Origin of the sequence: Synechococcus sp. MEDNS5 (genome assembly GCF_014279875.1) — a bacterium.
Classification (GTDB): Bacteria; Cyanobacteriota; Cyanobacteriia; order PCC-6307; family Cyanobiaceae; genus Synechococcus_C.
Genome location: NZ_CP047952.1, coordinates 1,774,142 through 1,797,281 on the forward strand (window position 1 = coordinate 1,774,142; position 23,140 = coordinate 1,797,281).

General features: G+C 62.2%; 25 protein-coding genes. 13 read left to right on the forward strand and 12 right to left on the reverse strand.

Annotated features, from left to right (window positions below):
• Positions 1–5: 5 nt before the first annotated feature.
• From SynMEDNS5_RS09595 to topA, 4 genes are read right to left on the reverse strand one after another with little or no spacing between them, the layout of a single operon-like run.
• Positions 6–1,211: a nicotinate-nucleotide--dimethylbenzimidazole phosphoribosyltransferase gene (locus SynMEDNS5_RS09595; protein WP_186583180.1), complete on the reverse strand. Its 1,206-nt coding sequence runs from the start codon at positions 1,209–1,211 to the stop codon at positions 6–8.
• Complete coding sequence (locus SynMEDNS5_RS09600) at positions 1,183–1,827, reverse strand: DUF2232 domain-containing protein (protein ID WP_186583181.1); 645 nt, start codon at positions 1,825–1,827, stop codon at positions 1,183–1,185. Before SynMEDNS5_RS09600 ends, SynMEDNS5_RS09595 begins: the two co-directional genes overlap by 29 nt.
• A complete protein-coding gene (locus SynMEDNS5_RS09605; protein ID WP_186583182.1) occupies positions 1,827–2,297 on the reverse strand; it encodes a hypothetical protein in 471 nt (156 codons plus the stop codon). Before SynMEDNS5_RS09605 ends, SynMEDNS5_RS09600 begins: the two co-directional genes overlap by 1 nt.
• Entirely contained in the window at positions 2,297–5,017 is a 2,721-nt protein-coding gene (gene topA / locus SynMEDNS5_RS09610; protein WP_186583183.1) for a type I DNA topoisomerase, read from the reverse strand. The genes SynMEDNS5_RS09605 and topA overlap by 1 nt, the downstream gene beginning before the upstream one ends.
• 127 nt (positions 5,018–5,144) lie before the next feature.
• On the opposite strand from topA, the gene SynMEDNS5_RS09615 reads away from it, so the two are divergent.
• From SynMEDNS5_RS09615 to SynMEDNS5_RS09625, 3 genes are read left to right on the forward strand one after another with little or no spacing between them, the layout of a single operon-like run.
• Entirely contained in the window at positions 5,145–6,716 is a 1,572-nt protein-coding gene (locus SynMEDNS5_RS09615; RefSeq protein WP_186583184.1) for an NAD(P)H-quinone oxidoreductase subunit N, read from the forward strand.
• Complete coding sequence (locus SynMEDNS5_RS09620) at positions 6,709–7,446, forward strand: ABC transporter ATP-binding protein (RefSeq protein WP_186583185.1); 738 nt, start codon at positions 6,709–6,711, stop codon at positions 7,444–7,446. The genes SynMEDNS5_RS09615 and SynMEDNS5_RS09620 overlap by 8 nt, the downstream gene beginning before the upstream one ends.
• Positions 7,447–7,477: 31 nt before the next feature.
• Positions 7,478–8,218 (forward strand): response regulator transcription factor, encoded by a 741-nt coding sequence (locus SynMEDNS5_RS09625; protein WP_186583186.1) that lies wholly within the window; start codon positions 7,478–7,480, stop codon positions 8,216–8,218.
• On the opposite strand, the gene SynMEDNS5_RS09630 is transcribed toward SynMEDNS5_RS09625, so the two are convergent.
• The 5 genes from SynMEDNS5_RS09630 to SynMEDNS5_RS09650 are packed head-to-tail and all read right to left on the reverse strand — an operon-like array spanning position 8,207 to position 12,314.
• Positions 8,207–9,184 carry a M23 family metallopeptidase gene (locus tag SynMEDNS5_RS09630; protein ID WP_186583187.1) on the reverse strand — a complete coding sequence of 326 codons (978 nt, stop codon included), beginning with the start codon at positions 9,182–9,184 and terminating at the stop codon, positions 8,207–8,209. The two genes, SynMEDNS5_RS09625 and SynMEDNS5_RS09630, sit on opposite strands and share 12 nt — an antisense overlap.
• Positions 9,185–9,214: 30 nt before the next feature.
• Positions 9,215–9,985, reverse strand: a complete 771-nt coding sequence (locus SynMEDNS5_RS09635) for a biotin--[acetyl-CoA-carboxylase] ligase (RefSeq protein ID WP_186583188.1) — start codon at positions 9,983–9,985, stop codon at positions 9,215–9,217.
• Positions 9,985–11,178 (reverse strand): aminotransferase class I/II-fold pyridoxal phosphate-dependent enzyme, encoded by a 1,194-nt coding sequence (locus SynMEDNS5_RS09640; protein ID WP_186583189.1) that lies wholly within the window; start codon positions 11,176–11,178, stop codon positions 9,985–9,987. Before SynMEDNS5_RS09640 ends, SynMEDNS5_RS09635 begins: the two co-directional genes overlap by 1 nt.
• The gene (gene trxA / locus SynMEDNS5_RS09645) at positions 11,165–11,491 is read right to left on the reverse strand and encodes a thioredoxin (RefSeq protein ID WP_186583190.1); all 327 of its coding nucleotides are present in this window, start codon (positions 11,489–11,491) and stop codon (positions 11,165–11,167) included. The genes SynMEDNS5_RS09640 and trxA overlap by 14 nt, the downstream gene beginning before the upstream one ends.
• Positions 11,492–11,546: 55 nt before the next feature.
• Complete coding sequence (locus tag SynMEDNS5_RS09650) at positions 11,547–12,314, reverse strand: PspA/IM30 family protein (RefSeq protein ID WP_186583191.1); 768 nt, start codon at positions 12,312–12,314, stop codon at positions 11,547–11,549.
• 83 nt (positions 12,315–12,397) lie between these two features.
• On the opposite strand from SynMEDNS5_RS09650, the gene SynMEDNS5_RS09655 reads away from it, so the two are divergent.
• Entirely contained in the window at positions 12,398–12,940 is a 543-nt protein-coding gene (locus SynMEDNS5_RS09655) for a DUF721 domain-containing protein (RefSeq protein WP_186583192.1), read from the forward strand.
• On the opposite strand, the gene SynMEDNS5_RS09660 is transcribed toward SynMEDNS5_RS09655, so the two are convergent.
• The 3 genes from SynMEDNS5_RS09660 to SynMEDNS5_RS09670 are packed head-to-tail and all read right to left on the reverse strand — an operon-like array spanning position 12,934 to position 16,840.
• Positions 12,934–14,778, reverse strand: coding sequence for a glycosyltransferase family 39 protein (locus SynMEDNS5_RS09660; protein WP_186583193.1), 1,845 nt, complete (start codon positions 14,776–14,778; stop codon positions 12,934–12,936). The genes SynMEDNS5_RS09655 and SynMEDNS5_RS09660 overlap by 7 nt on opposite strands.
• Positions 14,778–15,881 (reverse strand): glycosyltransferase, encoded by a 1,104-nt coding sequence (locus SynMEDNS5_RS09665; RefSeq protein ID WP_186583194.1) that lies wholly within the window; start codon positions 15,879–15,881, stop codon positions 14,778–14,780. The genes SynMEDNS5_RS09660 and SynMEDNS5_RS09665 overlap by 1 nt, the downstream gene beginning before the upstream one ends.
• Positions 15,878–16,840, reverse strand: coding sequence for a DMT family transporter (locus tag SynMEDNS5_RS09670; protein ID WP_186583195.1), 963 nt, complete (start codon positions 16,838–16,840; stop codon positions 15,878–15,880). Before SynMEDNS5_RS09670 ends, SynMEDNS5_RS09665 begins: the two co-directional genes overlap by 4 nt.
• Before the next feature lie 53 nt (positions 16,841–16,893).
• Between SynMEDNS5_RS09670 and sppA the strand changes: the two genes are divergently transcribed.
• From sppA to SynMEDNS5_RS09715, 9 genes are all read left to right on the forward strand, one after another.
• Positions 16,894–17,706 carry a signal peptide peptidase SppA gene (sppA, locus tag SynMEDNS5_RS09675; RefSeq protein ID WP_186583196.1) on the forward strand — a complete coding sequence of 271 codons (813 nt, stop codon included), beginning with the start codon at positions 16,894–16,896 and terminating at the stop codon, positions 17,704–17,706.
• A complete protein-coding gene (gene aroH / locus SynMEDNS5_RS09680) occupies positions 17,703–18,083 on the forward strand; it encodes a chorismate mutase (protein WP_186583197.1) in 381 nt (126 codons plus the stop codon). Before sppA ends, aroH begins: the two co-directional genes overlap by 4 nt.
• 98 nt (positions 18,084–18,181) lie before the next feature.
• On the forward strand, positions 18,182–18,772 hold the full coding sequence (locus SynMEDNS5_RS09685) for a DUF2808 domain-containing protein (protein ID WP_186583198.1): 591 nt from the start codon (positions 18,182–18,184) through the stop codon (positions 18,770–18,772).
• 53 nt (positions 18,773–18,825) lie between these two features.
• Positions 18,826–18,963 carry a 50S ribosomal protein L34 gene (gene rpmH, locus SynMEDNS5_RS09690; protein WP_011360548.1) on the forward strand — a complete coding sequence of 46 codons (138 nt, stop codon included), beginning with the start codon at positions 18,826–18,828 and terminating at the stop codon, positions 18,961–18,963.
• Positions 18,964–18,987: 24 nt separating this feature from the next.
• Positions 18,988–19,383 carry a ribonuclease P protein component gene (locus SynMEDNS5_RS09695; protein WP_186583199.1) on the forward strand — a complete coding sequence of 132 codons (396 nt, stop codon included), beginning with the start codon at positions 18,988–18,990 and terminating at the stop codon, positions 19,381–19,383.
• Positions 19,380–19,811 carry a PH domain-containing protein gene (locus SynMEDNS5_RS09700; protein WP_186583200.1) on the forward strand — a complete coding sequence of 144 codons (432 nt, stop codon included), beginning with the start codon at positions 19,380–19,382 and terminating at the stop codon, positions 19,809–19,811. The genes SynMEDNS5_RS09695 and SynMEDNS5_RS09700 overlap by 4 nt, the downstream gene beginning before the upstream one ends.
• Positions 19,812–19,886: 75 nt before the next feature.
• Positions 19,887–21,038 (forward strand): membrane protein insertase YidC, encoded by a 1,152-nt coding sequence (gene yidC, locus SynMEDNS5_RS09705; RefSeq protein ID WP_186583201.1) that lies wholly within the window; start codon positions 19,887–19,889, stop codon positions 21,036–21,038.
• The gene (locus SynMEDNS5_RS09710) at positions 21,035–21,589 is read left to right on the forward strand and encodes a DUF177 domain-containing protein (RefSeq protein WP_186583202.1); all 555 of its coding nucleotides are present in this window, start codon (positions 21,035–21,037) and stop codon (positions 21,587–21,589) included. Before yidC ends, SynMEDNS5_RS09710 begins: the two co-directional genes overlap by 4 nt.
• A complete protein-coding gene (locus SynMEDNS5_RS09715; protein WP_186583203.1) occupies positions 21,582–23,081 on the forward strand; it encodes an AAA family ATPase in 1,500 nt (499 codons plus the stop codon). Before SynMEDNS5_RS09710 ends, SynMEDNS5_RS09715 begins: the two co-directional genes overlap by 8 nt.
• The last annotated feature ends 59 nt before the right edge of the window (positions 23,082–23,140 follow it).

Consider the following 23,140-nt stretch of genomic DNA (forward strand, 5'->3'; position numbering starts at 1 on the left):
CGAACCTACGGGGCGGGCGGACGCAGGCCCGTGGCCTGCAGCAACCGATCCATCGCGTCGTCACACCCCTGCAGCAGCATGCCGTGGTCCACACCACGCAAGGCGGCCAGCAGAGCCAGACCTCCGGCACCCACCCCTTCCTTTACGTGACCGAATTCAAAGTCGCGCAATTGTTGATGGCGACTGTGGAAGAAACGCAACCCCGCTGCATACGCCTCCAACGCAACGCCGAAGTGGTGTTCAAGGCAAAGCAGCAGGGCTTCGAGAGATGAGGGACCGATCGCTGACTCCAGCGATTCGGCCGCCAGCCATGCCGTGGTCCCCAGCATCACCCTGTTGCAGAGACGCTGCCGCTGGGAGGGCGGGAGCGCTGCTAGCGCAAGAGCGAGCACCGCCACCATCTGGCTGCCTCCGGCCAGAAGAATCGGCTGATCTGCCTCCACCGCCCCCAGCAACACCCCCATGGTCAACGCCTGAAACGGATCACCGAGCGCCGCCAGCAGCACCTCCGGATCCGTCGTGATGGGCTGGATCGCAGACAGCCCCTCAGCGACAAGCGCCTGCTTGAGCTCCATCGGTGGATGCAGTGCACTCCCACTCACGAGTTGGGCCACGGGAAGACCAAGGCCCGTGAGCACGGCCAACGCCGTCGTGGTTCCTCCGGGAACGCATTCCGCCAGAACCAAAGGCCTGCGCAGGCGGCGGCCCAGCCGTTTCCCCCGTTGGATCAGCTGTCCCGCCCGATCGGGATCCATCGCGGCACCACCGCTGAGGCAATGCGCAGGCCCATGGGATGGGGCTTCGAAACGCAGATGGGGGAAAGGAGGCTCGATCGGCAGCCCAAGGGCTGCCACCTGAAGATTGAGTGGGATCGTCTCAGCGACGACCCTGCTGATCAGCGCCGGTGACACGCCTGCAGGGAGAGGGGGCAGCGGCCAGCGGGGAGGCACGCCAGGGCCATGAATCAGCAGCTCAGCATCCGCGAGGGCCGTGGTGCGACGGGCTGCGGCCGTGCATCCAGCGGCGGAGATGCCTTGAACCTCGGCAGAGCGCGTGGAGGCGAGCACCAGCAAACAATCCGGGGTGGACAACTCCTGGGATTGCCAGCGGTTGAGCAGGGCTGTCCCTCTGGCTCCCGAAGACGTCCCTGTCAGCCGGCGACAGCCGGAAGGGAGATCGAGATCAGAGGGGATCGAGGGCAACCAGACCATGCAGAAGACGTGGAGGCTCAGGAACCGGCGCCTGCAGCCGGGGGAAGATCCAATAGGCCAAGGCATGGAGGGCCAGCACATAAATCAGCTGCTGAATCACAACCAGCACGAGGGCCATAACCTGCACCAGAAGAAGATCCGGCGCGAGCGGAAGCTGAAGCAGCTCAAGCAGGCGATCGAGAAGTCCAGCGCCGGCTCGGGTGATCACCACCCAGAGGTTCTCACCCACGAGCAATGAAAGAGCCACGACCCTCACCAAAAACCCTGCGGCTCCGATCACCAGGCCGAAGCACCAACTGATCCACCAGCTCTGCCGATGCTGCCAGCACCAGCCCAGCCAGAGCGACAGCAAGCCGTAGGGAAAGAGCATCAAGGGTCCACGCACGGGCCCCATCAAGGCGATCAGCAAGAGGATCGACACAGCCAGCCCTTCAAGTCCCGCACGGCTCCCCCGACGCACCGTCAGAAGGGCAATGGGAAGGGGAAGAGCCAGGCGAAACAGCGAGCCACCCACCGGGAGGTAATAGAGCGCGAGCCAGATCAGAGCGGCAGCGGCCGCTAGGTACGAGCACTCCATCATGCGCAGAGCCTGTCGATGGCTGAGGGCTGGAGGCATCAGGGCGATGGAGTCGATTGTTCCTCCATCGGCTTCGCCGACTGTGCCGTGGAGATTTTCTCGATGGTTTCCACTTCAAAGCCAATTCCGGCCTTGCGCAAAGCTTCGGTGACCCCCTCGGCAGGGGCCGCTGGATCGGCCGACGACAGTCGGATGGTGATGCGATACGGCAGCGTGCGTCCGGTCATGGCGCGAGGGAGATCAGCCTTGATCTCCACAGCCTTTGTGTCCACAGGCTTGGTGTCCACAGGCTCAGCCTTCGCTGAATCCTTCTTCACTGAATCCGTTTCGACTGGCGCCTCCTCCACGGGCTCTGGCTTGACCTGAACAGACTGCGCTGCGTCCTCTGAGGAGGGCTGGGCCGTTGGGCCATCAAAACTGTCTGACAGCCGTTGGCCAAACGGCGTGCCGTCACAAGCCTGCAGGAGCATCAGAGCCAGCAGAACACCAGGAAGCAGCCTCAGGGACATCAGGAATCACCAGGCCGGATCACCCGCACCGCACTGGCCCGAAGGCGTCCCGACTTGGTGGTGGCCGGTGGCTTTTTCGCAGCTGGCTTTTTCGCAGCTGGTTTTTTGGCGGCAGGTTTCTTCGCCGCAGGCTTTTTGGCGGCAGCGGAGTTGCGACTGCTGGATTTTTTCGTTGAGGCCTTCGCAGCCAGCAGCTCCACCGCTTCCTCCAGGGTGATGTCCTCAGCGCCCTTGCCCTCGGGAAGCGATGCATTGACCTTGCCCTGCTTCACATACAGGCCGTAAGGACCGTCGTACACCTGGATGGTCTCTTCGCTGCCCTCGGGAATCCCCAGGTCCTTGAGGGCTGTGCGGCCGCCCCGCCCCCGCTTGGGCATCGCCAACAATTCCAGGGCCCGGGTCAGGCCAACGGCCAGCACATCGTCATCCCCTTTCAGCGATCGGTAGTCCTTCTCTCCCTTGCCCTTGTCCCACACCACATAGGGACCGAAACGACCGAGACCGGCCTGAACCTTGCCACCATCGGGATGCTCCCCCAGCAGACGCGGCAGGCGCAGTAATCCCAGTGCATCGTCAAGGCTGAGATCCTCAGGCTTCACGCCCTTGGGCAAGGAGGCACGCTTGGGCTTCGGGTTCTCATCACTCACCTGCCCGCGCTGCACGTAAGGGCCGTACTGCCCGAACAGCAGATACACCAGGTCGCCCGTTTCGGGATCTTCACCCAAAGCTTCAGGGCCATCGGCCTTCTGCTTGAGGATCAGCTCCGCCTGATCATGATCGAGATCCGCAGGGGTGATTTCCCTCGGCAGGGTGGCCTTGATCAGTTCCTCCTCGCCATCCTCTCCAACGCGTTTCGACTCCAGGTAGGCACCGAAACGACCGATCCGCACCACACAAGGCAAGCCTTCGAGATCAATGGTGCGGGAGGCGCCGGGATCGATATCGCCTTCGCGTTGATGAACCTGGGATTCAAGCCCTTGATCGCCTTTGTAAAACTCTTCGAGGTAGGGAAGCCACTGCACGGTCCCATGAGAGATCTCATCGAGTGTGTTCTCCATCCGGGCCGTGAACCCCGGGTCCACCAGATCAGGGAAGTGCGCCTCGAGGAGCGATGTCACCGCAAAGGCTGTGAAGCTGGGGGTGAGGGAGTTGTTCAGAAGCGTGGCGTAACCACGGTCCACGATCGTGCCGATGATCGAGGCGTAGGTGGAGGGCCGGCCGATGCCTTCCTTCTCCAGCATCTTCACCAGGGACGCTTCGCTGAACCGCGCCGGTGGCTGGGTCTGGTGTCCAAGAGCCTCAACATCCTTCAATGACGGCGCGTCACCAACGCTCAGCGAGGGAAGCAGCACCTCCTGGCCTTCCAGGGCTGCATCCGGATCATCACTGCCCTCCACGTAGGCACGGAAAAACCCTGGGAAATCGATGCGCTTGCCACTGGCTCTGAACACGGCATCTGCAGCGCTGAGATCCACGGAGAGCATGGTCAAACGGGCCTCAGCCATCTGACTGGCCACGGTGCGCTTCCAGATCAGTTCGTAAAGGGCCAGATCCCTCCCGTCCAGACCAGTGTCTTGGGGAGCCCGGAAACTCTCGCCGGCGGGGCGGATCGCCTCATGGGCTTCCTGGGCGTTGCGGGACTTGGTGCTGAACTGACGCACCGACTTGCTGAGGTACTCCTTGCCGTAGCGGGATTCCACACAGCTTCTTGCTGCACTGATGGCCTGATCCGACAGGTGCACCGAATCCGTTCGCATGTAGGTGATGAAGCCCCGCTCATAAAGCCCTTGAGCGCAACGCATGGTCTCCCGTGCCGACAGCCGCAACTTTCGATTTGATTCCTGCTGGAGCGTGCTGGTGGTGAAGGGCGGAACAGGACGGCGCACCGTGGGTTTCTCCTCCACGGCCGTCACGCTCCAGCCAGCGGACTCGACAGCGGCTGACAGGTTTCGGGCCTCGTCCTCGCTGAGAAGCCGCACCTTGCTGCCGTCTTTCAGGCCACCGGTGCTCTCATCGAAATCATTGCCAGTGGCAATGCGTTGCCCCTCGAGATGGGTGAGCTTTGCTTCAAAACGAGTGCCAGCTTTCTCCAAAGCGGCCTTGAGGTCCCAGTAACTACCGCTTCGGAACGCCCGTCGGGCCCGTTCCCGCTGCACCAGCAAACGCACTGCCACCGACTGAACCCGGCCCGCTGACAACCCCCAGGCCACCTTCTTCCACAACAACGGGGAGAGGGTGTAGCCCACCAATCGGTCGAGGATTCGGCGGGTTTCCTGGGCATGCACGAGCTCCATATCAAGCTCGCGGGTCTGATCGAGAGCCCGCCCGATCGCCTCCTTCGTGATCTCGTGGAAGACCATCCTCTTGACGGGGATCTTGGGGGCCAGCAGCTGCAGGAGGTGCCAGCTGATGCTTTCTCCTTCGCGATCTTCATCCGTCGCCAGCAAGAGCTGATCAGCCCCTTTCAGCGCATCCTTGAGCTCCTTGACCAGCTTCTTCTTGTCCTTCGGAACCACATACAGCGGCTCGAAGTCGGCTTCGGTGTTCACACCAAGATTGGCCCATTTCTGCCCTTTATGAGCCGCTGGAATCTCGCTGGCGTTGTTCGGGAGGTCACGGACATGGCCCATGGAAGCCTCCACGCGGAAGGCCTTTGGCAGGAATCCACGGATGGTGCGGGCCTTGGTAGGGCTTTCAACAATGACCAGGGTGTGCGCCACAGGCGGGCAGATAACCGTCCCCTTCTTTATCGCACCGCCGCTCCGGCTGCAGCGAATTCACCGTTCATCTCAAGCCTGATCGGCAACGCCGCTACAGTCCCCCCTATCGCTCTGCCCTGCGCGCACCATGCCCGAGATGGGTGCTCTGCTTCTGTCCACCACGGCATTGGCAGCTCCTGGGGAGCTGCTCAATCTCTCGCTGAATGCGAGTGCTGTTGCACCAGAGGGTGCTGTTCTGCTCGCCATGCTGGCCACCCTTCTGGTGGATCTGGCCGGCGAGAAGATCTCCACGCGCTGGGTTCCTCCCATTTGTTACGCGGGTTTGGGGACAGCTCTTCTCCTGCTGGCGCTTCAGTGGAATGCCCCCCTGGAACCCTCTTTCCTCGGAGCTTTTCTGCCTGACCACCTCGCGATTGCCTTCCGGGCTGTCGTGGCGCTTTCCACCCTGCTGTCGCTGATGATCAGCTGGCGATACGCCGAACAGAGCGGAACCCCCGTCGGGGAATATGCGGCGATCCTCCTCGCAGCAACCCTTGGCGGGATGCTTCTCTGCGGAGCCACCGATCTGGTGAGCGTGTTCGTGTCACTGGAGACCCTTTCCGTCGCGAGCTATCTCCTGTCGGGATACATGAAGCGCGATGCCCGCAGCTCCGAGGCCGCTCTTAAATATCTGTTGGTGGGATCGGCCGCGGCCGCGGTCTTCCTTTACGGCTCCTCCCTGCTCTACGGCCTCAGCGGGTCCACAAGCCTTGAAGCGATCGGACAGGCGCTGCTCACCAGTCCCACCCCACTGGCCGCTCTGGCGCTGGTGTTTGTTCTGGCCACCGTGGCGTTCAAGATCGCTGCTGTTCCCTTCCACCAGTGGACACCTGATGTGTATGAAGGCTCACCGACGCCTGTGGTCGCCTTCCTCTCAGTGGGCTCGAAGGCTGCTGGTTTCGCCCTTGCCCTGAGACTTCTCGTGGGATGTTTCGGCAGCTTCGACACCCAGTGGAAGTTGCTGTTCACCGTGCTGGCCGTGCTGAGCATGACCCTGGGCAATGTCGTGGCACTGGCCCAGACCTCAATGAAGCGGATGCTGGCGTACAGCTCCATCGGTCAAGCCGGATTTGTGATGATCGGCCTGGTGTGCGGAACCGAAGATGGTTTCGCAGCCATGGTTCTCTACACGGCGGCCTATCTGTTCATGAACTTGGGCGCCTTCGCCTGCATCATCCTGTTCTCAATCCGCACAGGAAGTGACCGGATCGCTGATTACGCGGGGCTTTACCAGAAAGATCCACTGATCACGCTCGGACTCAGTCTCTGCCTGCTCTCCCTTGGGGGCATTCCCCCGATGCTCGGCTTTTTCGGCAAGATCTATCTCTTCTTCGCCGGCTGGGCTGATCACCAGTACCTGCTGGTGGTCGTTGGTTTGATTACGTCAGTGATCTCGATCTATTACTACATCGGTGTGATCAAGATGATGGTGGTGAAGGAGCCCCAGGAGGCGTCAGACGCCGTGAAGGCCTACCCCCCTGTTCAATGGTCAACGCTTGGGCTTCCCCCCCTGCGCGTCGCCCTCGTGGCCTGTGTGGTGGTGACCGCCGTGGGCGGAATTCTCTCCAATCCCCTCTTCCAATGGGCCAGTGATGCGGTGGCCGGCACGCCCCTGCTGCAGCAGGCGATCGCCAGTGTGAACGGATCTCCCCTTGGCTGACGCCATCCCACCCGAACGTCGGCCGGTTGCTGAATTGAGAGCAGTCGACAAGGTGTATGGCGCAGGGGACACCCAGGTACGAGCATTGGATGGACTTGATCTCACGGTGTTGCAAGGGGACTACCTCGCCGTGATGGGTGCCAGCGGATCCGGCAAGAGCACCGCCATGAACATCCTTGGCTGCTTGGATCGCCCCACCAGTGGGTCGTACCTTCTGAATGGCCATGCGGTCGAGCAGCTCGACGATGATGCGCTCGCCGATCTACGCAACCAGGAACTGGGATTCGTGTTCCAGCAGTTCCACCTGCTTCCCCATGCCACGGCCATGGAGAACGTGATGCTGCCGATGATCTACGCCGGAATTGATGTGAACCAGCGGCGGGATCGCGCCCGTGCAGCCCTGGAGAGGGTTGGCCTGGGGGATCGCCTCGAGAACAGACCGAATCAACTGTCTGGAGGCCAGCAGCAGCGCGTGGCCATTGCAAGGGCCATCATCAATCAACCCGCGCTCCTGCTCGCCGATGAGCCGACCGGAGCCCTCGATTCACGCACAACAGACGACGTTCTCAACCTGTTCGACAGCCTGCACAGCCAAGGCATCACCGTGGTTCTTGTCACCCACGAAGACGACGTGGCAGCCCGCGCAGAGCGTGTGGCGCATTTCCGCGATGGACAGGTGGAACGCTGGGAAATCCCGGAAACGAAAACAGGTCCTTCAAAACACCTCTGATTAGGGTGTGCAGGTATCAGGAATGGTTCGCATGGGAGCTCCTGCCGCTCCATCCATCCGCATCCTTCTTGTGGATGACGAGGCCCGATTAACGGATCTCCTCAAGATGGAACTGGAGGTGGAAGGGTATGAGGTGGTTGTGGCCGCTGATGGAGCCTCAGGTCTCTTCCATGCCCGAGAAACTCCTGGCCCTGATCTGATTGTTTTGGATTGGAATCTGCCTGATTTCAGTGGTGTTGATATTTGCCAAAGAATTCGAACCAGTGGTGTTACAACACCGATTCTCATGCTCACCGGGCATGACGACATCTCTGATCGGGTCACCGCCTTGGATGCAGGCGTGGATGACTACTTAATCAAGCCCTTTTCCATCGAGGAACTGATGGCCAGGTTGCGGGCCATGCAGCGCCGCGCCATCACCTTTGCGGCCGTCAATGGTGATGGACCACAACCGGAAACCATGACAGTGGGGAACCTCAGCATGAACACCATCACTCGTGATGTGTCCCGAGGTGAACGGGTGATTCAGCTCTCTGTGAAGGAATACGAGCTGCTTCATTTCCTGATGCGCGGCAAGGGCAAGGTGTTGGAGCGTGCCGAAATCATGCGCGGGGTCTGGGGAGAGAACTTCTATGGAGACGACAACCTTCTGGATGTCTACATCCGCTATCTGAGACAGAAGGTGGAGTCGAAAGAACTGCCCACCCTGATTCACACCGTGCGAGGGGTCGGGTTCATCCTCAGAGAGGAGAAGCCCGCGTCAGGCTCCTGAGGCTGAGGCTTCCGGCCGTTCGAGACTGTTCATCAGCTGCCCAACCAGCAGAGAGACCGCATCGGCACCCGATGCGGTGAGTGGATTGAGATCAAGATCGCCGGGATCCGTGGCGACCCAACCGTCACCTTCAGGGCGACGCAGCTCAAAGTGAAGGTGGGGTCCAGTGCTGAGGCCCGTGCTTCCCACACGCCCGATCACCTCTCCCTGGCGCACGGTCTGGCCCGCTTGAACATAAATCTCAGAGAGGTGGCCGTAGAGCGTCCGCCGTGGGGGATCACCATGGTCGAGCTCAACAGCGATGCCATAACCACCAGCAAGACCACTGCTCAGAACGGTTCCCGACAGAGCTGCCACAACCGGCGTTCCTTCTGGAGCAGCAAAATCCTTGCCTGCATGCATCAACCATTGCCCCACGATGGGATGCATGCGCCAGCCGAACCCACTGGTGGTGATGGCCGATCCAAGAATGGGAAACAGGAGCTGTCGGTTGCCGTTGCCGGGGATCGCAGCCGGACGAGGCGAGACCGCCAAGACCGATTCGAGGCGGAAGCCGCCTGTTGAGCCGGTCAGAAGAGCGGACACCGGCACGGAAATGGGCGTGGTTTGATCGCGACCGTTCAGCACCACGCGTGCACCACGGCGTCGATCACTACCACGCACAGCGACACCCTGCCGGCATTCCTGCTTCGAAAGGGCGCCCGTCCGGCAGGCCTGCTGAAACGCTGGGACATCGATGGGACGCGCGACACCTCCTCCGCCGGCTTCGATCTGGAGTCGTTCTTGCCGCGTAATGACGCGATTTTGTTCAAGCGAGTCGAGGGAGTGATCAAACGTCTGTGGAGGAGCAACTGGCGTTTGAAACTCTGGTTTGATCGGTGGGGCTGAATCAGGGAAGTCCGATGGGGGAGCCGGCGCCAACGGCAGCGTCAGAAGGATCGGTGCAGCAAGCCAACGAAGTGCCAACGGATCCAAGCGATCTCATCGTGCGAGAACCTAGACACTCCTGCCGTTGCTGTCACCCCATCGGGTCCAGCTGCAGGTCTGGGTGCCCTGAGCCAGCAGCAAGCGTCCATCCAGCCCGAGCCCTCGAACCTGCCAATCCTCCCCGCTACTGGGATCGCGCACCCTGCCACTCCATAGCCGACGCTCCACTTCACGCACCACAACAGCGGGATCACGGGCCAGATCCATCGACCGATCCAGAGCCTGAAGGACGGCGCCTTGCCAGCACCGCAGCCGGCAGCGACCTCGTGGCAGGAGCTGCTTCAGCGCGACGCCCCCGGAGGGAACGGCATTGCACACATTGAGTCCGATCCCAACGCGGGCTTGCCGGACCCGGCTCCCGCGAAACACCAACGTGGGCAAGATCCCCGCCACTTTCCTGGAGTGCACCAACAGGTCGTTCGGCCATTTAATGCGCACCGGCACACCTTGGGATTCGAGCTGTTCCGTCAGCGCCAGGGCCACAACCAGTCCGAATAACCCAGTGGCCCTGATCGGATGCGGCCAAGGCAGGGCCGCACTGAGCCAGACACCGCCCCGCGGTGCCAGCCACACACGACCGTGCTGACCATGGCTCCTGGTCTGATGGGAGGAGACCACAGCACGCGGTTGATCACCGCTCCAGGCTTGGGTCTTCAGCCAACGCACCAGCTCGAGTTCTGTACTGGTGCAAACCTGCAATTGCCGCAGTCTCCAGTGCGTGCCGCCGCAATGGCGCAGATCCCTGAGGATGCGAGCGCCTCCCCTGGCGACCGGGCGCATCAGCTCTGGAGTGCCCACCAGGGCGCAAGCCGGTCCACAGCAGACTCGAGGTCGGCCGAAGGGCGCACCAAGGCCAGTCGCAACCATCCTGCTCCGGCTGCTCCAAATCCAGAACCGGGAGTGAGCGCCACACCGCAATGCTCGAGCACTTCAGCGGCCAGGTGTTCATCGCTCCAGCCTCGAGAGCGGGCCCAGGACGGCAGGGGCATCCATAGATACAAGGCCATGGAGGGCTGGGGCACCGACCAGCCGATTCGCTCCAGGGAACGCAGCATGCGATCCCTGCGATCCCGATAGACAGGGCGCAGGGATCCTGGCCAATCGGCGAAGCGATCCAGCGCAAGCACCGCTCCCTGTTGCAGGGCACGGCACTGATTGAAATCCACCACGCCCTTGAGTTGCCGGAGGGCGCTGATCAGGGGTGCAGCCCCCACGGCAAAGGCCAGACGGAATCCCCCCAGGCACCAGCCCTTGGACAGGGAAAAGAACTCAATGCCCCGCTCTTTCCACTGGGGACAGCGCAGGAGAGCCGGCGCCTCTCCGTCCAGAGCCAGATCAACGTAAGGGTTGTCATGCGCCAGAACGAGATCATGGCGATGGCAGTGCGCCATCGCTTCATCGAGCCAAACCTGATCCCCTGTACAAGCGGTGGGATTGTGGGGAAACCCAAGAACCATCAGGCGCAATTGCCTCCACTGCTCAGTCGTGAGACTGGAATAGTCGGGAGCCCATCCCCGCTCGGCGTGAAGCGGCAGCGTATGGATGGAGGCATCCGCCAGTTCGAGACCGCCGCGATGGGAGGGATAGGAGGGATCAAGGATCAAGGCGCTCTCGCCTGGATCCAAAACGGCCATCGGCAGATGGGCGGTCCCCTCTTGGGACCCCACCAACAACAGCACTTCGGTTTCAGCATCAACCGCCACACCGAAGCGACGCTCACACCAAGCGGCCGCTGCTTGTCGGAACGCTTCGGTTCCGGCATGCAGGCAGTACGCCGAACTGATGGGATCTTGAAGCGCACCAGCCATGGCCGCGATCACCTCTGCAGGTGGGGCCAGATCGGTTGAGCCGAGCGAAAGATCAATCAGCGGCTGCTGGGGATGACGACTCCCAAGGCAGTACTGGGCTTTGCGGCGATCATTCCGATCGAAAACACCACTGCCCAGCCGGGCCAGGCGTTCAGAGGTGAGCATCCAGGAAAGCCTGCAACTGAGGACGGGCAATGGCCCCCTCGTGACGGCCGATCTCCGCTCCATCGCGGAAGAGAATCAACGTTGGAATTCCCTGCACCTGGTAAGCATCGCGGGTTGCGGGATTGCCATCCACTTCAAGCTTTCCCACCTGCAGACGCTCTGCATAGGTTTCGGCCGCCCAGTCCATCAGAGGAACCATCAGCCGGCAGGGACCGCACCAAGGCGCCCAGAAATCCACCAGAACTGTTCCGGATGCCTTCAGGACGTCCTGATCAAAACCGGCATCGGTGAAGTCGGAAACAGCAGCAGACACAGCAAGACGACGAAGGAAATCTGATCCTATGGATAAGAGGGGCTCTGGAGGGAGTTCAGAGCTTGTCGATGGAACGCCGAAGTTCCTCGAGATCTTGATCCACTTCGGCGACCTTCACGGGCTGCACCTTGTCATCAGCCTGCGGAAGGGCCACGGCCTCAGGCCCACCCTGAAGCTGTTGCCGCAGGGAGGCCAGTTCATCATCCACATCGCTGCCACCTTCCAGGGCAGCGAACTGGCTTTCAAGGTCTGCTCCGGCCAGCTCGGCCGCCGCCTGACTTGTCGCTTCCATGGACTGAACCTTGTCCTCCATCCGCTCAAAAGCGGCCATGGCGGAGTTGGTCCCTATGCCGTTCACAGCGCTCTGCAGCTGCTGCTGCGCCTGGGCGGCCTGGGCCCGTGCCTTGAGCATGTCCTTCTTCGTACGCGCCTCAGCGATCTTTCCCTCGAGAGCGACAAGGCTCTTCTTGAGGGTCTCCACCTGAGCTTCCTGCGCCTGCACCTGGGTGCTGAGGGATGTGGCGGTGTCCTGGAAGGTCTTGCGGCGGGTCAGGGCTTCCCTGGCCAGATCCTCCTCGTTTTTCTTCAAAGCCAGTTCAGCCCGCTCATACCAAGTGCGTGACTGGGTCTCGGCTTGATCGGCCTGATTGCGCAGACGCTTCTGGCTGGCAATGGCCATGGCAACCGCCTGGCGCAGCTTCACCAGATCAGACTGCATATCAGCCACCGACTGATCGAGGATCTTGACGGGGTCTTCCATGCTGCCTACCGCAGCATTGGCGTTCGCGCGAACCAGACGACTCAGCCGATCAAAGAAACCCATGGATCAGGGCAAGCAGCCACCAGAGGCTAGCGAGAGAGTTCGCCAGTCCTCCCTATCGTCAGGGGATCGATCCCTGATCAACCATGGGAAGGGCTCCGAAATCACAGCGACGCCGCTTCGGCAAGGGTGAGCTCTTGATGCCGGCGCCTCCTGAGCCGGCACAGTCAATCCGCGGATGTCTGGACCGGCTGAACCAGCAATGGCGTCAGGACGGTTCGATGGCAGCGCTATGGCAGGACTGGCCGAAGCTGGCAGGACCGTCCCTGGCTGAACATTGCCGGCCTCTATCCCTGAGACAGGGGGTGCTCAGCGTGGGTGCCAGCCATCCCCAGTGGCGCCAGGCTCTGCTGTACAGCAAGCTTCAACTTCTCGCCGCGATCCGTGCTGCCGGTCACCCCGTGCGCGACCTTCGCATCCTGCAACACCACACGGCCCGCCGATCTGATCCAGGGGACCCTCTGGACGAATGGAACCGCCATCCCAGCCGCATGGATGTTCATGGAATGGCGACCTGCCCGCGCTGCGGATCACCGGCGCCGACGGGAGAGATGGCCTACTGGGGCCATTGCAGCTTCTGCAGAAGCGCCGACTTGGGCTCGGAGGCTGCCAGCGGCGCCGATCAGTAACGCTCTGGCCTTGGATCCCGCCAGGTCAGGGCAACACCACGCCGCTGAAGAGCTGCAGCCCGCTGCTCCAGACGGCTGCGATCTACACGCCAGAGCGAATAGATGCCCGATCGGCCCAAGATCTCAGGAGCCAAATCCTGCCAGTGCTCACGCGCGGCGGTGCGTCCATCAATCACCACCAGCACCGTGTCCGAGCTGTCGGCATCGCTAAGGGGGATGCCTTGAAATCCCTGGCGCTCCTCGCGGCTGAGTCGATCCACCAAATTGACCAGCGCCGACTTCGACTTGCCCTCGTACAGCACCACCTGTCGGGTATAGAAATGCAGTGAGGGTTTGAGAACGCCGATCATCGCCACGGGCTCCCCGGATCGCCGTTGACTCACCACCGTTTCAGCCACCTCCCGGACGGGAAGCTGCCGTACCCGGTCACCGAGTTCGATCATCGGCAGAAGCGCAACGAGCTGAAACACCACCAGGGGCCCCTGCACCGCAAGCAGGCGACCATCGATGGTCCGCAACAGGCTGAACAGGCCAAGCAAGGCCGCCACCGTGAAACAGACAGCGGCCCTGAACACCAGACCACTGGCCAGAAGCTCAGTGGGAAGGGTGGGCATCTCCGGGTCCTGGATCAGGGGAATCCAGAGGGGCGACACCCAGAGACCAGCCGCAAGCACTGCGGTGAGCAGCAAGGTGAGGCTCCACATCCACACCAGCAGTGGACGTCGCTTGAGCGAGGGGGCCTGGGCCGTCAGGGCGATCAACAGGGCAGCGGCTGGGGTGGCCGGCAACCAGTAACTGGGAAGTTTGGTTGCCGCCAGGGTGAACAGAATCAGCAACGACAACACCCAGCAACCAGCGAAATCGCGGAGGCTCTGGCGAGCTGGGAGCTGCAGACGCGATCCCTCGCCCCGAAACGCGGCCAGGCAGCGTGCAAGGCCAAGCAGGAGCAGCGGCGTGAACGGGAGAGACGCCACCACAAGCACCGGACCAAAGAACCACCAGGGCTGGAGGTGATCATTCACCACGCTCGTGAGGCGTTGGAGGTTGTGATAGCCAAAGAAGCTGTCCCAGAACGGCTGGCCCTCCACCACCAGCTCGGCCACGTACCAGGGCAGGCTGAGCGCGGCTGTGATCAGCAAGCCAGGGATGGGGCGAAGGAGCCGGCACAGACCGGAGAGATCCCTGCGAATCAGGGCATAGAGGCTCAGGGTGATTCCGGTGAGCACCACCGCCACGGGCCCCTTGGTGAGCACCGCAAGGGCCAGCAGCACCCAGGCCAGCCACCAGCGCCGCGTGGATCCACTCGCGTAGCAGCGCCAATGGCAGAGCAGGCTGAGACTCAGGGTGCCGCTGAGCAAGGCGTCGCTCACTGCGGTACGGCTCCAGATCAGCACCAGAGGGGAGAGGGCGAAGGCCAGCGCTCCAGCCACCGCCGTCCGCCGTGGGTTGGCATCGCCTGCCAGCGGATAGCGAAGCAGCGTGTCACCCACCATCAGCATCGAGGCCATCGACGCCAGGGCCGAAGGCAGGCGCGCAGCCCAGGTGCCAAGGGGGTCCCATGCCGCCGACCCCGGCAGGCTGTAGCTCAGCCCCATCAGCCAATACACCAAAGGCGGCTTGTCGAAGCGCGGCAGGCCATTCACCCGGGGGGTCAACCAGTCGCCGGTTTCCGCCATCGCCCTGCCTGAGGCAGCGAAGAGAGGTGGCGTTTCATCCACCAATCCAGTACTTCCCAGCTGCCAGGTGAAGATCACCACAGCCAGAACGAAAATGCACCAGAGCCCGCTGCGCCGCACCAGCGGCGTGAGCTCAGTCGTGTGAAGCCGATCCCCTGTCATCAGACGATCGTGCCATCCATCCGAGACAACCCCCTGCGGATCCAGGTCTCGACGCGCAAGGCCAGACCGTCCTGACTCGCCCACTGTTCCGCCCAGCCACGGCAGGCCCGCCGATCGATGGCACCTACACGCTGCGTGGCTCGGGTCAGGGCGTCGCGGTCATCGGGGGGAACGAGCCAGCCCGTGACTCCGTTTTGAACGATCTCCCCAGGACCTCCGCGGTCGTAAGCCACCACTGGCACGCCACAGGCCAGAGCCTCCACCACCACATTCCCGTAAGCCTCATTCCATTTGGGCGTGTTCAGGAGCGCCCGACATGCCCCAAGCTCCCTCTGGAGCTCGGCCGTGGGCTTGAAGCCGCACCACTCGATCGTGCCCTGCGGCACATCCGCCTCCACCCGCTGGGCATAGGCCTGGTCTTCCACAAAGCCCCAAACCCGCAGCGTTTCCCCAAGGGCCGCAGCCGCGGCCGCCGCATCCTCCAGTCCCTTTTCCGGTGCGACCCGACCGGCCCATCCCAAGGGACCCGATGGTCTGAGCTGTAGCTCGTAGCGAGACAGATCGAAGCCGTTGCCCACCACCTCAGGCGGAGCCACCAGGTCGAAATCCTGGGCCTGACGGCGGGTGTGAAAGGCCAGTCTGCGCTGATCCCAGCGAGCCACCGCAGCCACGGCACGATCCATCACCTGCGAGACCGACCCCATGCTCACCAGATGAAACAGGGCCGCTGGGGTGTGGGGCGTCAGCCACAGAGGAAGCCAGTCGTAACCGAAATTGAGCACGGCATCGGCCTGACGGCCCAGGTCCAGGGCACGCTCCCAGAGGCGGGGGAGCACCCCGTCTTCGGGAATCTGCATCGGAGCTCCACGGTGGGCGTGCTGCCAGCTCGGCTGATCCACTCCCGGGCACGGATGGAGCTGCACCGTGTCAGCCATCACCGGCGACCTCGATCCCTCCGGTGCCACGAGCGAGAGCTGGTGGCCGCGGCCCACAAGGCCGCGCATCACCGATCCAAGGGTGAGCTCGACGCCCCCGCCCCGCCCACTGCCAAGCTGACCGATCGGCGTGCTGACCAACACCAGATTCAGGGGGCGCTCCGTCATGCCTTCATGTCTCCGGGCTGGGGTGAAGCGGCTCGCAGCAATGGATCCCAGAGCTTCTGCCGCTGACTGACCAGCAGGACCGAGGCCAAAACGAGCAAAACGGCGAGCCATTGCAAGCCCGCAAGGCGTTCCCCGAGGAGCACACCCCCTGAAGCGAGGGCAAACACAGGGGTGAGGAAGCCCAGGGTGGTGAACCCAGTGAGGTCCTCACGATTGGCGAACCAGAAGAACAGGCCATAGGCCAAGGCACTGCCAAGGATGGAGGCGTAGGCCATCTGCGCCCAGTCCAGGCCACTCCAGGGCGGAAGCATGGATGTCGCCGGGTCGAGCCCATGCCAGATCAGCAGAGGAATGCCCCCGAAAACCATGTGCCACCCAGTTACCGCCACCGGATCACTGCGGCGGCAGGCAAAGCGACTGATCACCGTTCCCAGGGCCATGGTGAGGGCCGCTAACAGCATCCATCCGGTCCCGGACTGCCATCCGGACTCCCATGAGGACAGATCGGCCTCCAGCCACCAGTGGTTCAGCAGGGGAGCGGGAACACCGAGGCAAACGATTCCTGCCAAACCAAGGGCCAAGCCGAGCCAACCGAATGGATTGATCGATTCCGCGAACAGCCATCGCGCCAGGAGCGCCACGATCAACGGCTGGGAATCAATCAACACCGAACCGAGTCCTGCACCCGTTCCTTCGATTCCCTTGGCGAGAAAGATCTGGAAAAAGAAGGCGTCAACAAGGGTGAACAGCACAAACCAACCCCGATCGCCGGGGTCGATCCGCAGGGAACGACCAAGCCAGGGAACGGCAACCAGCAGAACAGCTCCAGCAGGAAGAAGCCTGAGACAGGCCACCAGCGCTGGCCCGCCGGAATGAACCAGGGGAGCCATCGCAGCCATGGCCGTACCCCACAAAGCGAAGGGGAGAACCATCAACAGCCCGCGCTGCAGGGAGGACATAAAATCGGGCCGACAGGGTCCTTTTTAAGATCCGGCCAGTTGAACGGAGAGTCATGGTGTGGCCGTGGCGCCGGAAATCCAGACGTCGCATGGCGAGAATCGCCATCGAAGGAGCCATCAGCGGGTCCACCCGCCGGCGGGTTCTCAAGGCTCTCCGCGAGGTGCAGGAGCGTGAGTTTCCAGCCTTGCTGCTGCGCATCGACAGCCCAGGAGGCACGGTTGGCGACAGCCAGGAAATCCATGCCGCCCTGCTGAGATTGCGCGAGAAAGGTTGCCGGGTGGTGGCCAGTTTCGGCAACATCTCTGCCTCTGGTGGGGTGTACGTGGGCGTCGCAGCCGAAACGATCGTGGCCAATCCCGGCACCATCACCGGATCGATCGGCGTGATCCTTCGCGGCAACAATCTCTCCGAGCTCCTCGACAAGATCGGGATCCGCTTCGAAACCGTGAAAAGCGGGGCCTACAAGGACATCCTTTCGCCGGATCGGGCCCTCAATGCTGAGGAGCGGCAGCTGCTGCAGGACCTGATTGACAGCAGTTACGACCAATTTGTTGGTGCCGTCGCTGAAGGACGCGGACTCGAGCACGATGCCGTGCGGGCCTTTGCCGACGGTCGGGTGTTCAGCGGTGCCCAAGCCAAGGAGCTTGGCCTGGTGGATGAACTCGGCGATGAGGAACAGGCCAGGGTTCTGGCGGCCCGACTGGCCGATCTGGATGAGGAACGCTGCAGACCCGTAACCCTCGGGAAGCCGCGAAAAAGCCTGCTCCAGGGACTGCCGGGTTCCTCATTGCTGAGCGCCGTTCAACAACGGCTGCGTGCGGAACTGGAGCTGAGTGGTCAACTCCTTTGGATGCACCGGCCATGACCCACCCCCTGCAGCTGCGTGGCCTGCGTGGAGCCACCACCAGCTCTGACAACACAGCCGCATCGATCACCAACGCCGTGGCGGAGTTGGTGGATGCCCTGATGGAGCAGAACCAGTTGCAACCTGATCAACTCGTGTCGGTGACGTTCTCGGTGACTACCGATCTTGATGCCTGTTTCCCAGCCGCAACGGCCCGGCACCGTGCCGGTTGGGACGCCGTCGCCCTGCTGGATGTGCAGCAGATGGCCGTCCATGGTGACCTCGCTCGCTGCATCCGGCTGCTGGCCCATGCCTGGCTTCCAGGGGACCAACCGCTGCATCACCCCTATCTCCGCGGAGCCTCGCGTCTGCGGCCGGACAGATCCGGTCACAGCTGACAGCTGAAGGGCCGACCATGGAAGGGCCGATCTGCCCTCAATTCTCAGGACAATTCACATACGTCCCATGGCGACATCGTCGTAAGCAATCTGACTTCATGACTCCAAGCCTGTTTCGATTCACCCCCCGCCGTGCCGGTCTGACCGCTGCACTCATTGCCGGCTCCATCGGCACTGCAGCCCTTCTGACCACCACAGCGCCTCAAGCCGTGCGGGCCCAGAACACCCCATCGCTGCTGGAATTCCGCTGGGATGGCTCGAAGGGTTACAAGAAGCTCTACTACGTGCAGAGCAGCACGGCGCAACTCGAGCGGGCCGAGTACTTCTTCATGCTCAGACCGAAGGATCGCAAGACCGCCATCCTCAAGCTGAGCATCACGGTTCCGAGCTACTTCAATGCCCGGATCCAGCCCAAGAATCTGTCGCTCTGCAGGATGAAGCTCGGCGGGGTCCTCTCCCGTAGCCGTTGCAAGGATGTGCTGCCCGCCGTGTTCGAGGTGAACGAAAAACAAACCGCGATCGAAGTGTTTCCCGATTCCCCGATTCCCACAGGCGGCACCTACGCGGTTGTGATGAACATCTTCAATCCCAACTCCCAGGGCATGTATCAGTTCAATGCGCTGGCCCAGGCCCCTGGCGACGTTCCCGTAGCCGGCTATCTCGGCAGCTGGTTGATCGATATCGATTGACCCTCCCTGATAAACTCTCCTCTTGAGAAAAAGCCGGACGCCGGAACAGATTCATGACTAAGCGAACCCTCGGTGGTACCAGCCGTAAGCGCAAGCGCGTCTCCGGATTCCGCGTGCGCATGCGTTCGCACACCGGCCGCCGTGTGATCCGTACCCGTCGCAAGCGGGGCCGCACCCGTCTGGCCGTCTGATCCGGTCTCACCACATTTTCAGCGATGGTTCTGCCCGCTTCCATGCGTTTGCGTGGCCATCGCTGTTTCGATCACTTGCACAGGCGTGGCAAGCGTTATCACGGCACCTTGATGGTGCTGCGGAAGGCATCATCCGACTCCAAGCTGCTGCGTCGCGATGCCATCAGTTACTTGATGCATGCTCAGCACCAGAGCTGCAGGATTGCAGTAGTGATCAGCGGCAAGGTCCACAAGCGTGCGGTGGTGCGCAACCGTCTCAGGCGGTTGCTGCATGACCATCTGCGAGCGCGCTTCGAAGCGCGCTCAGAGCACAGTGACTGCTGGCTGCTGATCAGTCTTCGGCCCGGTGCTGACGCAGAAGAGGCCAACTTGCTGGAAGAATGCGACAGATTGCTTGAACAGGCGGGCCTCCAGCCATGACGAAGTCCATTCAGGAAGACACCTTCTACGAAGGAGGTCCGGCCAAGGGGGACCTGATCGTCAACCTTCTCCTTGGTTTCACGCTCATCGGACTTCCCTTCACCATCGGAGCTGTTGTGCGAGCCCTCTGGCTGCGCTTCAACATCACCAGCCGCAGAGTCTCCGTCAGCGGGGGCTGGATGGGGCGTGACCGCAGTCAGGTGGTGTACAGCCAGATCCGCGAGGTGCGTTGCGTGCCCAGAGGGTTCGGCGCCTGGGGAGACATGGTGCTTGTGCTCGCTGACGGATCCAGACTCGAAATGCGTTCGCTGCCCCGCTTCCGAGAGGTTGAGACCTACATCCTTGAACGCATCCAATCGCGTCCCACGAGCGAGCGACCCAGCCAGGCTGGTGTCGACGAGTCCACTAGCAAGGGTTTCGCTGCCTGAAGCCCGGAAGCATCGCAAGAGCGGCGACGCTGTTGCACACTGGCATCACCTTTCACCACACCGCGGAACGCCATCGTGATCGGCTACATCTCCGACAATCTGCTCCTGCCGATCCTGGATTTCTTCTACGGATTGGTTCCGAGCTACGGACTGGCCATCGTGGCGCTCACGGTCGTCATTCGACTGGCGCTGTTCCCGCTCAGCGCAGGATCCATTCGCAGCGCCCGGCGCATGCGCATCGCCCAGCCGGTGATGCAGAAGCGCCAGGCAGAAATCAAGGCTCGTTTTGCCAGCAACCCGCAGAAGCAGCAGGAGGAGCTGGGAAAACTGATGAAGGAGTTCGGCAGCCCTCTCGCCGGTTGTCTTCCCCTGCTCGTGCAGATGCCGATCCTCTTCGCCCTGTTCGCCACCCTGCGGGGATCACCGTTCGCTGACGTCCCCTACACCCTCAACCTCAAGGTGTTGCCTGCCGACCAGATCGCCACGGTCGACCCCAAACCCTTCACGAGCGCCAGCCACTCGATCTTCGTGACTGAAACCGATCACGTTCCTGTGATCGCAAGCCTCCCCGGCGGCACCAAGATCGGCACTGGAGAGAACGTTCAGATCCAGCTTCAAACCAAGAGCGGTGAACCCTTCAGCAAAGTTCTCAGTGATGTGGAGAACGGTCAGTCCTTCCTTCCCAGCTGGTCGGTGACCAAAGGAGAGTCGATCGTGTCCGTCTCTGAGGACGGCACCATCAAGACCTTGGCCCCAGGAGATGCCACGGTTGAGGGCAAGATCCCTGGCCTCGCAGCGCGAAGCGGCTTCCTGTTCATCAAAGCCCTTGGACAGGTGGGCTTTTACACCGAGGGGGCCATCAACTGGGATATCGCCATCCTCGTGGGGGCCTTCGGCTTGAGCCTCTTCATCTCCCAGCTCCTGTCTGGCATGGGCATGCCGGCCAACCCCCAGCAAGCCACGGCCAACAAGATCACGCCCGTGATGATCACCGGCATGTTTCTGTTCTTTCCCCTGCCGGCCGGCGTATTGCTCTACATGGTGATCGCCAACATCTTCCAGGCCCTTCAGACCTTCCTTCTCACCCGCGAAGCACTGCCGGACAATCTGCAGGCGATCCTGGATGACCAGATGAAGCAGCAGGCCCAGACTCCTGCAACTGCCGCAGCCGGCGGCGGATCCCAGGCGGGCCGTCTGCCCTTTGAACCCAAGGGCGGAAGCAAATGATTCCCGGCTTGGAGCCGGTGGCCCTGAAAGAGCTCCTTGCCCTGGGTCAGCCCAGGATCTGGGAGGTGAATGGGAACCACAACGAGCTTTCAAGCCTCACACCGATCAGAGGTCGTGTGTGCGCGGAACACCGCGGCAACATCCTTGAGGTTGAGGGATCCCTGCAGACCATCATCTGCCTGCGCTGTGACCGCTGCCTTGGACACTTCAACCAGCAACTCAGCGTCGACAACCGCGAACTGATCTGGCTTGGCTCGGATTCCTCAGAGGCAAGCCTCGGCGATGGGGTGTTTGACGCTGAGGCCCCTGAGGGACTGATGGAATGCCTCGACCCAAGGGGCTGTTTCGAGCCTGAGCGCTGGGTGTTTGAGCAACTGAGCCTGCAGATGTCGGTGGTCAACCGCTGCGGTGATCACTGCCCCGGCCCCCCCTTGCAAACCAGCGCAGCAGCAGCCCCCACAACGACAACGCCGCCGAAGGATCCCCGTTGGCAGGCTTTGCGGGACCTTCAAGCGTCCATGGAGCCGTCACCGGACCAACGGCATGACTGAATCCTGGAGCCGTCAGCTGGATCTTCTGATCCGATCGGGAACCCCTCTGATCTGGATCCGAAGCCATGAAGAGGAGAGAGTTGAGGCCCTCCTGGCCCAGGCCAGTCAGCGTCTCGGCGACCGTTTGCTGGCGCGATGGGATTTTGTCGGCGGACTCAGCGGTGCTCTGGGCCAGGACAACCTGGGGGCACGGCAGCCGATGGCTGTTCTGCAGTGGCTGAAGGAACGATCGAACAACGATCCCACCCTGCTGCTGCTCAAGGATGTGCATCGGTTCTGCGATGACCCCGGCATCGCGCGCATGCTGCGCAATCTGGCCAGCGAGTTGCGGTCCACCCCGCACACCCTCATCCTGAGCTGCGGCCAGTGGACCCCGCCCACCGACCTCGACGAGGCCCTCACCCTGCTGGATCTGCCGCTGCCTCGGGAGGAGGAACTGCGAATCCTGTTGAGCAATATCGCCATAGCAAGTGGGTCCGTCCTCGAGGAGGAGGTGTTGGAAGAGCTCACCCACGCCTGCTGCGGCCTCAGTGAATCCAGGGTGAGGCATGTGGCTGCCAAAGCCTTGGCCCAGCGCGGCCGCCTCAGCCTTGATGATCTGGCCGATGTGCTCGAGGAAAAACGCCTGTCCCTGGCACGAAGCGAAGTGCTGGAGTTCTGCCGCACGGATGCCACACCCGCGGATATCGGTGGACTGGAGACTCTGAAACATTGGCTCGACCAGCGTCATCGCGCCTTCAGCGACGAGGCACGCCGTTTCGGACTACCCCTGCCGCGGGGTGTGCTGCTGGTCGGTCCGCAGGGAACAGGGAAATCACTCACCGCCCGGGCGATTGCCCACAGCTGGTCAATGCCCCTGCTGCGATTGGATGTGGGCCGCCTGTTCTCAGGGCTGGTTGGGGCCAGCGAGGCACGCACACGCGACATGATCCTGCGCGCCGAAGCCATGGCGCCCTGTGTGCTGTGGATTGATGAAATCGACAAGGGCTTCGGCCAGGACGGCCGCAGCGATGGCGGCACCAGTCAGAGGGTTCTGGCCACAGTGCTCACCTGGATGGCGGAGAAACGATCCGCCGTGTTCGTGGTGGCCACGGCCAACGGAGTGGAGCGATTGCCACCCGAACTGCTGCGCAAGGGGCGCTTTGACGAGATCTTCCTTCTGGACCTGCCGTCTAGAGAGGAGCGATGCGGCATTTTGGCTCTCCATCTCCAGCGCAGACGCCCGCAACTCGATCTGCCCCTGTCCACCGTGGTGGACCGAACAGAGAGCTATTCCGGCGCCGAACTGGAGCAAGTGGTGATCGAAGCGATGCACCTCGCCTTTGCTGAACGTCGCGAACTGAACGAAAGTGACCTGATCAAGGCTGCATCCCAGTTGGTCCCCCTGGCACGCACCGCCCGGGAACAGCTGGAGGCCCTGAAGCAATGGGCCAGTGCAGGCCGGGCCAGACCCGCTTCATTGCGGCAAGTAACGAACCCTGACGCGCCGTAACAAATCCAGGGTTGTCGCCAAGACGACATTCAACAAGCTCCGTAGGTTGCCTGCACTAC

Bases quoted from the DNA above. Each gene is read 5' to 3' on its own strand.
- SynMEDNS5_RS09595 (WP_186583180.1), bottom strand. From the start codon at position 1,211: ATGGTCTGGTTGCCCTCGATCCCCTCTGATCTCGATCTCCCTTCCGGC.
- SynMEDNS5_RS09600 (WP_186583181.1), bottom strand. From the start codon at position 1,827: ATGCCTCCAGCCCTCAGCCATCGACAGGCTCTGCGCATGATGGAGTGC.
- SynMEDNS5_RS09605 (WP_186583182.1), bottom strand. From the start codon at position 2,297: ATGTCCCTGAGGCTGCTTCCTGGTGTTCTGCTGGCTCTGATGCTCCTG.
- SynMEDNS5_RS09615 (WP_186583184.1), top strand. From the start codon at position 5,145: ATGCCCGAGATGGGTGCTCTGCTTCTGTCCACCACGGCATTGGCAGCT.
- SynMEDNS5_RS09625 (WP_186583186.1), top strand. From the start codon at position 7,478: ATGGGAGCTCCTGCCGCTCCATCCATCCGCATCCTTCTTGTGGATGAC.
- SynMEDNS5_RS09635 (WP_186583188.1), bottom strand. From the start codon at position 9,985: ATGCGCCCGGTCGCCAGGGGAGGCGCTCGCATCCTCAGGGATCTGCGC.
- SynMEDNS5_RS09640 (WP_186583189.1), bottom strand. From the start codon at position 11,178: ATGCTCACCTCTGAACGCCTGGCCCGGCTGGGCAGTGGTGTTTTCGAT.
- SynMEDNS5_RS09650 (WP_186583191.1), bottom strand. From the start codon at position 12,314: ATGGGTTTCTTTGATCGGCTGAGTCGTCTGGTTCGCGCGAACGCCAAT.
- SynMEDNS5_RS09655 (WP_186583192.1), top strand. From the start codon at position 12,398: ATGGGAAGGGCTCCGAAATCACAGCGACGCCGCTTCGGCAAGGGTGAG.
- SynMEDNS5_RS09660 (WP_186583193.1), bottom strand. From the start codon at position 14,778: ATGACAGGGGATCGGCTTCACACGACTGAGCTCACGCCGCTGGTGCGG.
- SynMEDNS5_RS09665 (WP_186583194.1), bottom strand. From the start codon at position 15,881: ATGACGGAGCGCCCCCTGAATCTGGTGTTGGTCAGCACGCCGATCGGT.
- SynMEDNS5_RS09670 (WP_186583195.1), bottom strand. From the start codon at position 16,840: ATGTCCTCCCTGCAGCGCGGGCTGTTGATGGTTCTCCCCTTCGCTTTG.
- sppA (WP_186583196.1), top strand. From the start codon at position 16,894: ATGGTGTGGCCGTGGCGCCGGAAATCCAGACGTCGCATGGCGAGAATC.
- aroH (WP_186583197.1), top strand. From the start codon at position 17,703: ATGACCCACCCCCTGCAGCTGCGTGGCCTGCGTGGAGCCACCACCAGC.
- SynMEDNS5_RS09685 (WP_186583198.1), top strand. From the start codon at position 18,182: ATGACTCCAAGCCTGTTTCGATTCACCCCCCGCCGTGCCGGTCTGACC.
- rpmH (WP_011360548.1), top strand. From the start codon at position 18,826: ATGACTAAGCGAACCCTCGGTGGTACCAGCCGTAAGCGCAAGCGCGTC.
- SynMEDNS5_RS09695 (WP_186583199.1), top strand. From the start codon at position 18,988: ATGGTTCTGCCCGCTTCCATGCGTTTGCGTGGCCATCGCTGTTTCGAT.
- SynMEDNS5_RS09700 (WP_186583200.1), top strand. From the start codon at position 19,380: ATGACGAAGTCCATTCAGGAAGACACCTTCTACGAAGGAGGTCCGGCC.
- SynMEDNS5_RS09710 (WP_186583202.1), top strand. From the start codon at position 21,035: ATGATTCCCGGCTTGGAGCCGGTGGCCCTGAAAGAGCTCCTTGCCCTG.
- SynMEDNS5_RS09715 (WP_186583203.1), top strand. From the start codon at position 21,582: ATGACTGAATCCTGGAGCCGTCAGCTGGATCTTCTGATCCGATCGGGA.